Source organism: uncultured Campylobacter sp. (assembly GCF_938018035.1).
Taxonomy (GTDB): Bacteria; Campylobacterota; Campylobacteria; order Campylobacterales; family Campylobacteraceae; genus Campylobacter_B.
Genome location: NZ_CALIJF010000054.1, coordinates 1 through 11,998 on the forward strand (window position 1 = coordinate 1; position 11,998 = coordinate 11,998).

Genomic DNA, 11,998 nt, shown 5'->3' on the forward strand with positions numbered 1-11,998 from the left:
TTCTACGATACTAGGCGTATTGTTTAACTTTAAAACTATAGGCAAGCTGGTATTCGGTAGCAGTGATAACGGTCTGATATTTAGATTTATACTAGTTTACATCATTACTTATTTTTTAAATATATTTTTTCTATGGCTTTTCAAGTGGCTTGGATTTGATAATATGTATATAAACGGTTTTGTGCTTTTGATCCCGCTGGCCGCGGTGTCATTTTTGTTAAATAAATTTTTCGTCTTTAGGAGATGATATGAAAAAGATCAGTATAGTTACCGCCTGCTTTAATGAGGAGGAAAACGTAGAGGAGGTCTATGCGCGCGTAAAAAAAGTTATGGGCGAATTTCCGGAGTATGCCTACGAGCATATATTTATCGATAATGCTTCGACTGATAGAACGGTTGAAATTTTAAAACGCCTAGCAAAGGATGATAAAAATTTAAAGATCATCGTAAATTCCAGAAACTTTGGTCATATTAAATCACCAACCTATGCGCTTTTGGGTGCAGACGGAGATGCTGTTATCTCTATCGTAGCCGATTTGCAAGATCCGCCCGAGATGATTGCGCAGTTTATAGAAAAATGGCAAGAGGGCAACGACTTGGTTTTGGCTATTAAGCGAGATAGCGAGGAGCGCGGCGTGATGTTTAAAATCAGAGAGTGTTATTACGAGCTCTTATCAAAACTATCTGAGATCGAAATTTTTAAGAATTTTACCGGCTTTGGACTTTTTGATAAAAAGGTCATCGCGGCTCTTAGACAGATGCGTGATCCGTATCCGTTTTTTCGAGGAATGCTCGCGGAAGCCGGTTATAAGGTAGCTAAGATCCCATACGATCAACCGGTAAGAATTAAAGGAGTTACCAAAAATAACTTCTACACGCTTTATGATATGGGGATACTCGGTATAATCTGCAATTCCAAAGTACCACTTCGGCTTGCAACCTTTATAGGTATGATAACGGGCATTTTAAGTATAATAGTAGGACTTGTGTATTTTATACTTAAGCTAATTTATTGGGACGAGATGAGCGTGGGCATCGCGCCTCTTATCATACTTTTTTCATTCGTTTCATCTGGAATTTTGTTTTTTATCGGTATAATAGGCGAATATATCGGGGCAATTTATACACAAGTGTTGAATCGCCCATTGGTATTTGAAAAAGAAAGAATAAATTTTGACTGAGGATATTTTTTTAAGCATTGCAGTACCGACTTATAATAGAGCAAAATTCTTAGATAAAAGTCTAAATAGTCTATGCAAAAGCGTGTATAAAAGCGAGCGAAGAGATATTGAAATTTTAATTTTAGATAATGCTTCCAGCGATAAAACTTCGGATATTGCAAAAAAATATATTGATTTCAGACTTGTAAAATATATAAAAAATAGTGAAAATACTGGTCCAGATAATAATTTCAAAAAAGCGATTTCTTTGTCGCGCGGAAAATATATATGGATATTCGGCGATGATGATTTGGTATTTGATGATACTATTAAATATTTAATGCAGATACTAGATTCTTCTTCGGAATTCGGTATCATTCATTTAAAGGCACAAAATTTCATAGACAAAATTAAGCCGGTAGAATTTAAAGAATTTAATAATTTTAAAATTTATGATGATAATAAAGCGGAGTTTATAAAAGAAGCCCATACTAATTTAACTTTTATAACTTCTAATATAGTAAATAAAAGTTTATTTGATAGAATCGATTTAGACGCAATAGCAAATAACAATCTCGTGCAGCTTTATTGGAATATCGCCTGCGCGATTTTGTCTAATAAGCAAGTCGTGGTGTTTGATAAAATTTATGCAGCAAGACAGTTTAATAGTGGAAGATATAATTTTTCGGAGGTATTTGGTACAAATTTAAATGATACCCTAAGCGCTATTGAAAAGAATTTTGACGCAGATTTCGTGCTTGAAATTTTTAGAAAAAGGCTTTTAATATATTATTATCCCGCCAATATAATTAGGATACGAAACGGCCTTTCTGCAGTTAGGAACGAAAACTGCTTTCGCAATTTATATAAAATTTATAAGAAATTCCCCTCTTTTTGGATATTCACGGTTAGCGCGATGTGGATACCAAAAAAGCTAGGCCTTTTAATAGTTAAATTTATGCAAAAGACGATTTAGGACGGAATTTGCTATCTAAAATTTCATATATGGCGCTAGCGCAGATATTTTTTGCGTTTGTATCCGCAGTATCGATCTTAGTTCTACCAAAGCTTTTATCTTTAGAAGGCTTTGGATACTATCAATTATTTATATTTTTTGCTAATTACGTAGAATTTTTACATTTTGGACTATCTGATGGTATATATCTAAGATATGGCGGTAGGCGATATGAATTTATTTCTAAAAGAACTCTAAAAACCCAAATTTGTACGATGGAGATTTTATATATTCTAGAATGCCTAATTATATTTTTTACGGTTTGTGCGTTTTCATTCGATAAAAGGTTATTTTTATATATTGCTATTTCGGGCGCTATCACAGTACCAAGATCATTTCTATATAATCTTTTGCAAAGTGTAAATGAGATAAAAAAGTCAATACTCGTTTTGTTTATAGAAAGAATTTTTGTCTTATCATCTATAGCAGCAGTTTATTTCGTGGATTTCGATAAAGCTAAATTTTTAATATTTTCATTTATTTTTGCCAGATTTATATCGCTTGTTTATATTTGTTTTTTATGTAGGGATCTTTTTAAAGTAAAGATGGCTCCTTTTACAGATAGCTTATTTTATATATATAAAAATATGCGAATAGGTATAAAATTAACAATCTCTGCGCTTTGTAATATATTTTTAATATTTATTGCAAGATCTATGATTGCATGGAAATTTAGCATCGTTTTATTTGGCAAAATTTCACTTATATTGTCGTTACTAAATTTTGCTCTATTTTTTATCAATGCATTCTCGGCGATCTTATTCCCGATATTACGAACTAAAAAAGCTTGCGAACAAAACGAAATTTTTAAAATTTTAGATGATGGACTATCAATCATATTTGTATTTTTATTTCTATTTGCATATCCTGTAGAAGTTCTACTGGGCGCTTGGCTACCTAAATATGCGGATGTTTTAAATTATATGCCGATAATTTTTACGATATTGCTATGCGAAGGTAAGACGCTCCTTCTTACTAATTCATATTTTAAGGCATTACGCAAAGAAGGACAAATGCTTCGTATAAATTTAATTTCTTTGATTATATTTTCAGTATTTATTGGATTTATTGTATATTTTTGCAATGATATATTTACCATAATGTTTTGCCTGTTTTTATCTCTTTTTGCCAAATATATCGCATTGAGTTATGGTCTGAAAAAATTTATAAAAAGTGTAAATTTTTGCAATATTGGTGCGGAATTTTTTTGTGGTGTTTGCTTTATTGCTATATCTCATATATTGCCTGGCATCTATGCGTTTTGCTTAATAATAGTAAGTTTTATAGTTTTAATTGTATTAAAAAGGAAAACTTTTATCCAATTGCTTAAATTTATACAAACGATATAAATCTGAAAATATTGCTATGAGTAATAATTATATCAATCTCGATGTAGCATTTTGTATTTTCATAAATTTTGCTAAAATTCAAATTTTTCAAAGAAACTTTATTATATACTTCCCGTTCACTTTAAAAAAAGGACGACCATGCCAAAGATGAAAAGCGTGCGCGGTGCCGTCAAGCGTTTTAAAGCGGGCAAAAACAAGATCAAAAGAGGCTCAGCGTTTCGCAGCCATATTTTGACGAAGATGTCTCAAAAACGCAAGAGGAATTTGCGCGAGGCCCAATACGTCGATTCTACGAACGTATCTGCGGTTAAAAAAATGCTTTGCAAATAGTGCGAAGTTAGTTTTTGACGAAAGTCATTCAAACTCCCCTAAATTTATGGATTTTAGGGCAAGATCCCCAAAGGGACGCCGATTAAGAAAGGATTAATATGGCAAGAGTAAAAACGGGCATCGTTAGACGCCGCCGTCACAACAAGGTGCTAAAGCTTGCGCGCGGATTTTATAGCGCAAGACGCAAACATTTCAGAAAGGCTAAAGAGCAGCTAGAAAGAAGCCTCGTTTACGCCTTCCGTGACAGACGCGCGAAAAAACGCGATTTCCGCAGACTTTGGATAGTGCGCATCAATGCAGCTTGCAGGCTAAACGACATCAGCTATTCTAAATTTATAAACGGACTTAGAAAAGCGGGCATCGAGCTTGATAGAAAAATTTTAGCAAATATGGCTATGAACGACGCCGAAGCTTTCGCAACCGTCGCAAAGAAGGCAAAAGCGGCATTAAAATAAGCTTTAAAATTTGGCCGTCTTAGGGCGGCTAAATTTTTAAATTTCGACAAAGCTTTTAATTTTAAAAGCGCGTCCGCAAATTTGTCGAAATTTAAGAATTTGGATAATTTTATTTGAGGCGGTGCAGAATGCTAAAGTCTTTGAAAAAAATCGTATCTCTTGCGCTTGTCGGTGCAGCAGGGTTCGGCTATGCGAGCGAGCAGAATTCCTGGAGCTATGCAAACGCGCAAAAATCACCTTCCAACAACACTTCCCGTTCCGATGTAATGAGCGCTGCGGATAGCTTGGGCGCGAAATTAAGCAGGCGCGATGCAGCTAGCGATAGCTCCGCGAGCGACGAGTATGAAAACTCATTTCGTATCAAGCTCGAGTATGCAAGAGGCTTTGCCAAAAAGGGTTCATATTCGGGCAGGCTTAATAATCAGCGCGTTATGATGCCTGCGTTTCGCTGGACGGGCAATAGCGGCGTAAATGCCGAGTTTTGGAACGGCATTACCAATATAGGCGGCGCGCTGGTTCCTTATGTGGCTTTCGGTTCATACGAGGCGGCGATACCGGGCGATCAAACTACGCAATATCTGGTCAGAAGGGATGAAGACGCCGTTCAGATGAAGCGAAATATCGCGGCGGGCATATCAAATTTAGGCTATACCTATACCAAAAATTCTACTAGAAATCTAAATTTAGTCTATGCCGATATCGATAATTTCGTAAATTTCTACGGCAGAGAAAATATCGCAGGATACTTCATCGACGAGGTAAATACCGAAAACAATCCCGCAACTATCACCTATATGGCGAATATCTACAATTATATCAAGACTAAATATCCAGGAATGCTCGTTTTGGCAAACAACGGCTGGGGCGTGCGCGACGCCATAGCCCCTTATGCGGACGTTTGGATGCTGCAAGAGGTGAGTGCTGACGACTACATAAACCACTATCGTCCTAGAACCTCTGAGTTTGAAAAAGACCCCGCAAATTCCTCTAAAATTTTGCACGTCATATACAACGCAAGACCGGATCAATACGACGAGATCATAAGGCTATCTCGCGAGCGCAACGCGGCAAATCTATTCATCACCTCCGATACGAATGCCTATCCTAGCGGATACGACGATCTGCCTACCTATTTTGAAGCGCTGATACTGGCGATTAATAATTTCACGCCTAAAAACGGCAGCTTGTTTTCGCAGGTCGTAAGAGGCGGTAACCGCATAGGCATCGAGATGCCGCGCTCGAAGGTCGATCTGGATCTTACCAAGCTAGCAAGAAATTCCGCTTATAAAAATTTAACCGATACCGACGGGCAGGAGTTTAACGTAAACGTAAGCGCGATTGGAAACTACGGCGGGGATTACAAAGACCGCTCGGGCGGCGTCAAATACGATCACAAGAGCGACGGAATTTTACTCGGAGCCTCCAAGAGAGTAGATGATCTTACGCTGGACGTGATTTTTGGGTATCAAAAATCGGACGCTTGGTATGAGGGTAAATTTGACGGCGTGAAAGAAAACATCAAATCCTACGAGTTCGGTCTGGTGGGCAGATACGATTTTAGCGAGAATGTGGATTTGGCGGTAAATTTAACCTATTCGACAAACGATCATAAATTTGAAACCAACAACGGATTCGGCGCTATCCACGGCGCGAAATACAAATCGCAAATTTGGGATTTCAGCACCAGAGCCGGGTATAAATTCTTATTTGAAAACGGCTACATTAAGCCATATTTGGGGCTTGGAGCGATTAGAGTGAACGAGAATGCGATCTCCAGGCTTAGATTTAGCTCCGCTTAAAAAACCGCGCCGAACGGCACCGCGGGAATTTACGCGATCAAGGCTTTCGGCGATCTGCAGATATTCGCAAATGCGGAGTACGAGCATCGATTTAGCGGCGATTCGTATCATGCAAGCAGAAAGTATTCGGACAGATACGACGTGGAGGGGCTTGATTATTCTAGCGGCGTATTTAACGGCGCGATCGGACTGAAATATAAGATCCTTCAAAGCGTCGGACTCAGCGCATCGTACGAGCTAAGCGAGAGCAAAAATAGCCTGGCAAGAGCCGCTTTTGATGTGGAGTTTTGATTTTAATCGGAGTAGCCTAAGATAGGCAGCTTGAAGCACGATTACAAATTCCTCTTTGCCGCAAAGCGAAAATTTTATGAAATTTGCGGCTAAATTTTATCTAGAGCTCCGCCTAAAATTTTAAAATTTCGGCCGTGGATTTTGCTTGCATATTTTCTCGCTTTTAAATTTCATACACTATCGCTTTTATGCTACTTTCAATATAAAAATAGTGTGGAATTTTGCTGTAGAATTTTGCACGTGTCTTTTAAAAGTGGTCTGAAATTTTAAAGATCTGTGTCTGCTTTAAATTCCGTGATTATTAAATTTTAAAATTCCATATGCAAAGAAATTTTAAAATTTTAAATCTGGTTCGATAAAGGGATTTTGCTAGGCGGCGGGATTATAAAAATTCTAAAGCAATTACTCGTAAAATTTTATAAAATCCGGATTAATTAAAATCGCTAAGCCTAAGACGATGAGGTAGAATTTTGCGGATCGCTCCGCAAAATTTAAAAGAGATTATTTTAGCTTGTCTAGTTCGATGATGTAAGGCACTGAGTTTACCCCCGCACCGAAATATTTGGCAGCTAGGGCTTTTGCAGCATTTAGCTCGGCAGCGCTTACGTCTTTGGCACCTGCTTTGTTATCTTCGGCGTAGTATTTTCTAAAAACCGCTATCTTTTGCTCGTCAGTTTTAGCATTTTTGATCTCTTTGTAGATGAGTGCGGATTTTGCGTGGCCGTCATCGCCGTGAACGGAGGTCATGATTATATCGACATTGTTATTTTTTAGCGTTTCTTCGATCCTTGCCATCTCTTTGCGGCAGAATGGGCACAAAGCGTCCGTCAGCATCAAAATCGTAGGTTTTTTTGGATCGTTTCCTAGCTTGATGATATTGTCTTTGCTCTCTGCTTTGAAGACCTTACTTAGCTGTCCTGCGATGCGGTCTTGTTTGATCTGCTCCTTATAGACTACGCGTTTTTTAGGATCGATGATATCGGTAAAGATCAGATCGCCTTGGGTGAAGATGATCTCCTCTTGCGACATATTGCCTTGAGAGATTTTTAAAACGACCGCCTCAACGCCCTTTGGCTCGCTAAGTGGGATGCGCTCGGCGACCTTTATTTCGATGCCTTGAGGCGCGCCGCCGTAGATAGATAGAATTTCGCTGTCGCTTAAAGCCGCGTTTAGGCTCGCTGCGAGCGCAACTGAAGTTAAAATAGCTTTTTTCATTTTTTTCCTTTGCAAAAAATTCCGCGCATTGTAGTGCAAAATTTTAAATTTTTACTTTTTCAAATAGCGCTTGTTGTCGATCGTAACGATATTCCCCATTTTATCTAGGTACTCGAGATAGCAGATGACGAATTTCCTGCTAAGTCCAAGCTCCTCTTTGGCGTTCGTGACGTTTACGAAGCCCTCTTTTTCGATGATTGCGTAAAGGCGCTTGATCGCCAGGGATAAATTTTCAGCCTCGACGAAGAGATTGTGCGCGAGACGGACGACCTTTTTGGCGTAGGTCAGCTTCTTTAGCGCGTCATCGCCGCTACTGCGGTCGATCTCCAGCTCGTCATAGACGTTATACGGCGCTAATGGCGCGATGCCGCCCTTTTTGATGAGATCAAAAATTTTACTCTCCAGGCTCTGTTTGAGCGCGTCAAAATCCACCCCCGATTTTACGTAAACTCCGCCCTTTTTGGAGACGATGCCGCCTCGCTCAAGCTCGCTAAGCGCACGCGCGGCAAGATCTTCGCTAGCCCACGAGAGCTTTAGGGCGATCGAGGCGGGCGAAAAGATCGCGTAGTCGTTTTTTGAGACGATAAATTTTATGAGGCTTTTTACGTCCTCGATCGCGCTTAGATCGTAAACGCATAAATTTGCTTCGTCAAAATACGTCCCTTCTATGCCGCGCGCGATCTTTACCGCTTCGTCGTACTCCATTCCGAAGCGCTGATACGCAGAAAATAGCCCGAATCCATGCTTGTGAAAGAGGCTTAAAATTTTAAACGCTTCGGTGAAATTTCGCTTCAAAAGCGCGGTGAGAAGTACGGCTTTGCTCTGCTTTTTTAGCGGCTCAACTACGGCGTTTAGCACGCGTCCGCCGCCGATTACGCGCGAGTTTGACAAGCAGACGAAGGGTTCGCCGAATTTCAAAAACATCGTTTTGTCAAATTTAAAGCTCACGAGCTTCTCGCCGCTAGGAAGTTCTTTTAAAATGAGCGCTTTTGCTGCGCTTTGCTTGCTTCCGACGCAAAACAGCACGTCTTGATTATGCGAAATTTCGCCGCTAAAGGTGCAGTCCGCTTCATTAAAGCCGCGGAAAAAACCTTTTTTGCTTAGGATCTGCCCCTTTTGCAGCTCACTCGTTTTGGCGTCAAGGCTCAGCGCGACGCGGTTTGGAGCCTGCGCTAGCGGCGTATCCTCATCGTGTATCTGCACGCTTTTGACGTTAAAAATTTTACCCAGATCGCAGTTGTAAAGCTTTTCGCCCTTTGAAATCGCGCCGTTAATGAGGCTACCCGTTACGATGGTGCCGAGCCCCTTGAGCGAAAAGACGCGGTCGATGTAGTAGTGCACCACGCCGCCTCCTTGGCGCTGCGCGGGCTTGATATTAAAGAGATAGTTTTTCAGCTCGGCGATGCTTGCGGGATCTTTTATGCTGATAAAAAAGGTGTTTAAAATTTGCAAATCTTTAAATTTGCAGATATATTCCCTGCACTGTGCTGCGACCTCCGCCTTGCGCGCGTCGCCCACCAGATCGCACTTGCTGATACACAAGATCACGCTTTTTACCCCAAGCAGCGATAAAATTTGAATATGCTCTTTGCTTTGCGGCATCAGCCCGTCGTCCGCGGCGACTACTAGCATCGCAGCGTCGAAGGCATACGCGCCGCTAATCATCGTTTTTACTAGATTTTCGTGACCCGGTACGTCGATGAATGCGACGTTGGTGCTCCCGGAGCGCAGATGCGAAAAGCTAAGATCGATCGTGATGCCGCGCTGCTTTTCGCTCGGCATCCTATCGCCCTCAAAGCCGTTTAGCGCCTTGATTAACGCAGTCTTTCCGTGATCGATGTGGCCTGCGGTGCCGATGATTACGCTATTCATAAATTTCTCCGATCTTTTTTATTAAATCTTGCAAGTCGCTTTTTAAAATCGATCTGAAATCGAGCAAAAATTTATCATCCTCGATCCGCCCGATTATGCCCGCAGCGCGAAATTTTGCCTGCGTACTCTGCGGATCTGCGCCATCTAAGATCGCAAGCGCGACGCTAGGGTAGGAGGCGCCGGGCATCGTGCCGCCGCCTACGAAGGTGGTAGTAGGCACGATCTGCGATTTTACGCTGATGTGCGATTGCACTAGCTCCGCTCGCTCACGCAGCTCATCCAGGCTCAGATGGATCTGATCTATCGTCGTGATGAGGTGAAATTCTTTATTTATATACGCCTTGATCGTCTCGGCAAGCAGGCTTAGCGTGATCTTATCCACGCGCAGCATTCGCAGTAGCTGGTTTTTTCGCAGGCGCGCGATGAGCTGCCGATCTCCTAGGATGATGCCGCACTGCACGGAGCCGAAAAGCTTGTCGCCGCTAAAGCTAAGCAGCCGCACGCCGCTTTTTAAAAGCTCAAAAATGGATGGTTCGCTTTTGCCTAGCCCAAATCCTAGCTCACTCGCGTAGCCGCTTCCAAGATCGTAGTAGTCGATGATCTCGTTAAAATTGTCCTCTTTTTTCATGCTAAATTTTGCGGGGTAAATTTTAGAAATTTCGCTCTTGTCGCCCGCACTGTCTCCATGAAAACGCTCGCTCCTTTCGGACGGCTCGCCGCTATTTAAATTTAGAGCATTCGCAGAAGCTGCCGCTAAGCTTAAATCGTTCGCCGCGGAATTTAGAATTTCGCCCGCCGTATCCGACGAGCTGCCGCAAAGATTTTCTAAATTTTTAAAGCTTGCCGCTCTAAGCGCTAAAAATTCCTCTTTTTTACGAGTCGCTTTTCGCGCCAAAGCCGCAACTTCCGCAGCGCTTACGCTAGAGCTGAAGCCCGAAATTTTAAAATTTGAGCGGTGCACCTTCATCAAGATCGCCGTGTTTTCATTGATCGCTTCCTCGTAATCGTCTAGCTTGGTTTTGTTCGTAGTGCCGATCTCCACAAGCTTTGCGCCAGAGTTTGCCATCACTTCGCTTACCCGAAAGCTCCCGCCGATCTCGACTAGCTCGCCGCGGCTTACCACGACTTCGCGTCCGCGCGCGAAGGTATTTAGCACCAAAAATACCGCCGCAGCGTTGTTATTGACCACGAGCGCGTCCTGCGCGCCGAAGAGCTCGCTGCACAAAAGCGCTATGTAGTCGTATCTGTTGCCGCGCGCGCCCTCGGATAGGTCGTATTCTAAATTTGAATACGAGGTGATGATCTTTTGCGCGCGGGCTAAAATTTCGGCGCTGATGACGCTGCGGCCGAGGTTTGTGTGCAGCACGACGCCGGTTGCGTTGATGAGTGGCTTAAGGCTTAGATTTTGAAATTTTTCGTAGCGCGATTTGATGCGCGCGATGATCTCGCTTTCGCTTGCGAGCTCGCCTCCTTGCAGCACCTTTCGGCGCTCCTGTTCAATAAGCTCTTGCGCGATTTTGATGATTTGCGGGCGGAGGCAGTTTTGAAACTCCTGTGCGTTTGCGATTTTATCGATTTTTGGTAGTTTGATTTGTTGCATTGCGACCCCGATGCCTTAAAATTTAGGCGATTTTATCATTTAAAGCTTTGATTTTGCTTTATCTATAGAATTATTAATTTAAATTCGATTTACTTTAAGTGCAGAATTTAAAAGCTGTTTAGAAAATAAGAGTAAAACCCGCCTAATTATCAATTTAGGATAGATTATGAAAGAACATGGATTTTACGCCGCGGGGCTAAAGGATGTCGTCTTAAGCGACGATATCGAAATTTGCGGCGATGAAGAGGGGGCGAAAAATGAGGAATTTATCGTTGCGAATTCGCCGGAACTAAAAGCGCAAATTTATGCACCCGAGATAAATTTTTATATAGAAAATTCCGCAGATGAGCCGCTACAAATCGCTAAAAACGTAGATATTTTGTATCGCGCCAAAGATATCGCCTTTGACGGTGCGCTAGATAGCGACTATCAAAAGCCCGTCGGCAAAAACGTAATTCTTGCCTGTGATGAGCCGCGAGAGGGGCTTGTGGGGCTACTTAGGCAGCACGGATTTAAGGTGATCGCGTTAAGCAGGGCCGAGATTAAGTTCGTCTACGGCGAGATTGGCGATCTTGCGGTTACGATTTTAAGCGAGCGGGATGAGGTTGAGACTGAGGCGGATTTTTTCTTGATTAGCGGTGCAGCGCCATATCAGCTACGACAAAGCGGCTGCTACGAGATCTCGGGGCTAAAAGACGATGAAATTTTAGAAATTTTAAATTCCAAAAGCCCGGTTTATCATTATAAGAATTCCACGATCTTCGATCCTGCGATCTGCCAGTATCAAGGCAGGCGAAATGAGTTACGCGCGCCATGCGTGGAGGTTTGCCCTACAGTGGCGATTTTGAAAAACGACGAAAAGCGCGAGTTAGTATTTTCACATATCGACTGCATCGGTTGCGGCGCGTGCGT

Annotated in this window: 11 protein-coding genes and 1 pseudogene; 9 read left to right on the top strand and 3 right to left on the bottom strand. The window is 41.9% G+C overall.

The window, feature by feature from the left end:
* The 8 genes from Q0257_RS01740 to Q0257_RS01775 all read left to right on the top strand — a co-directional run.
* Positions 1 to 247 (top strand): GtrA family protein (locus Q0257_RS01740; protein WP_298020805.1); only part of this gene is annotated, 247 nt, incomplete at its 5' end.
* 1 nt (position 248) lies between these two features.
* Positions 249 to 1,181 carry a glycosyltransferase family 2 protein gene (locus tag Q0257_RS01745; RefSeq protein ID WP_298020808.1) on the top strand — a complete coding sequence of 311 codons (933 nt, stop codon included), beginning with the start codon at positions 249 to 251 and terminating at the stop codon, positions 1,179 to 1,181.
* A complete protein-coding gene (locus Q0257_RS01750) occupies positions 1,174 to 2,136 on the top strand; it encodes a glycosyltransferase family 2 protein (RefSeq protein WP_298020811.1) in 963 nt (320 codons plus the stop codon). Before Q0257_RS01745 ends, Q0257_RS01750 begins: the two co-directional genes overlap by 8 nt.
* An 8-nt stretch (positions 2,137 to 2,144) precedes the next feature.
* Positions 2,145 to 3,524 (top strand): hypothetical protein, encoded by a 1,380-nt coding sequence (locus tag Q0257_RS01755; RefSeq protein ID WP_298020814.1) that lies wholly within the window; start codon positions 2,145 to 2,147, stop codon positions 3,522 to 3,524.
* A 138-nt stretch (positions 3,525 to 3,662) separates the two neighbouring features.
* Positions 3,663 to 3,854 (top strand): 50S ribosomal protein L35, encoded by a 192-nt coding sequence (rpmI, locus tag Q0257_RS01760; RefSeq protein WP_005871089.1) that lies wholly within the window; start codon positions 3,663 to 3,665, stop codon positions 3,852 to 3,854.
* A gap of 98 nt (positions 3,855 to 3,952) precedes the next feature.
* Positions 3,953 to 4,309, top strand: a complete 357-nt coding sequence (gene rplT, locus Q0257_RS01765) for a 50S ribosomal protein L20 (protein WP_005871091.1) — start codon at positions 3,953 to 3,955, stop codon at positions 4,307 to 4,309.
* Between the two features lie 128 nt (positions 4,310 to 4,437).
* On the top strand, positions 4,438 to 6,108 hold the full coding sequence (locus Q0257_RS01770) for a spherulation-specific family 4 protein (protein ID WP_298020817.1): 1,671 nt from the start codon (positions 4,438 to 4,440) through the stop codon (positions 6,106 to 6,108).
* Positions 6,109 to 6,249: 141 nt separating this feature from the next.
* Positions 6,250 to 6,399, top strand: a complete 150-nt coding sequence (locus tag Q0257_RS01775) for a hypothetical protein (RefSeq protein ID WP_298020820.1) — start codon at positions 6,250 to 6,252, stop codon at positions 6,397 to 6,399.
* Between the two features lie 501 nt (positions 6,400 to 6,900).
* On the opposite strand, the gene Q0257_RS01780 is transcribed toward Q0257_RS01775, so the two are convergent.
* The 3 genes from Q0257_RS01780 to selA are packed head-to-tail and all read right to left on the bottom strand — an operon-like array spanning position 6,901 to position 11,086.
* The gene (locus Q0257_RS01780) at positions 6,901 to 7,614 is read right to left on the bottom strand and encodes a histidine kinase (RefSeq protein WP_298020823.1); all 714 of its coding nucleotides are present in this window, start codon (positions 7,612 to 7,614) and stop codon (positions 6,901 to 6,903) included.
* A gap of 51 nt (positions 7,615 to 7,665) precedes the next feature.
* Positions 7,666 to 9,486: a selenocysteine-specific translation elongation factor gene (gene selB / locus Q0257_RS01785; RefSeq protein WP_298020826.1), complete on the bottom strand. Its 1,821-nt coding sequence runs from the start codon at positions 9,484 to 9,486 to the stop codon at positions 7,666 to 7,668.
* Positions 9,479 to 11,086 carry an L-seryl-tRNA(Sec) selenium transferase gene (gene selA, locus Q0257_RS01790; protein ID WP_298020830.1) on the bottom strand — a complete coding sequence of 536 codons (1,608 nt, stop codon included), beginning with the start codon at positions 11,084 to 11,086 and terminating at the stop codon, positions 9,479 to 9,481. The genes selB and selA overlap by 8 nt, the downstream gene beginning before the upstream one ends.
* Before the next feature lie 166 nt (positions 11,087 to 11,252).
* Between selA and Q0257_RS01795 the strand changes: the two are divergent.
* A pseudogene (locus Q0257_RS01795) lies at positions 11,253 to 11,998 on the top strand (ferredoxin); the annotation flags it as partial.

Excerpts from the sequence above, each read along its gene's own strand:
- Q0257_RS01745 (WP_298020808.1), top strand. The coding sequence starts at position 249 with ATGAAAAAGATCAGTATAGTTACCGCCTGCTTTAATGAGGAGGAAAAC.
- rpmI (WP_005871089.1), top strand. The coding sequence starts at position 3,663 with ATGCCAAAGATGAAAAGCGTGCGCGGTGCCGTCAAGCGTTTTAAAGCG.
- rplT (WP_005871091.1), top strand. The coding sequence starts at position 3,953 with ATGGCAAGAGTAAAAACGGGCATCGTTAGACGCCGCCGTCACAACAAG.
- Q0257_RS01770 (WP_298020817.1), top strand. The coding sequence starts at position 4,438 with ATGCTAAAGTCTTTGAAAAAAATCGTATCTCTTGCGCTTGTCGGTGCA.
- Q0257_RS01780 (WP_298020823.1), bottom strand. The coding sequence starts at position 7,614 with ATGAAAAAAGCTATTTTAACTTCAGTTGCGCTCGCAGCGAGCCTAAAC.
- selB (WP_298020826.1), bottom strand. The coding sequence starts at position 9,486 with ATGAATAGCGTAATCATCGGCACCGCAGGCCACATCGATCACGGAAAG.
- selA (WP_298020830.1), bottom strand. The coding sequence starts at position 11,086 with ATGCAACAAATCAAACTACCAAAAATCGATAAAATCGCAAACGCACAG.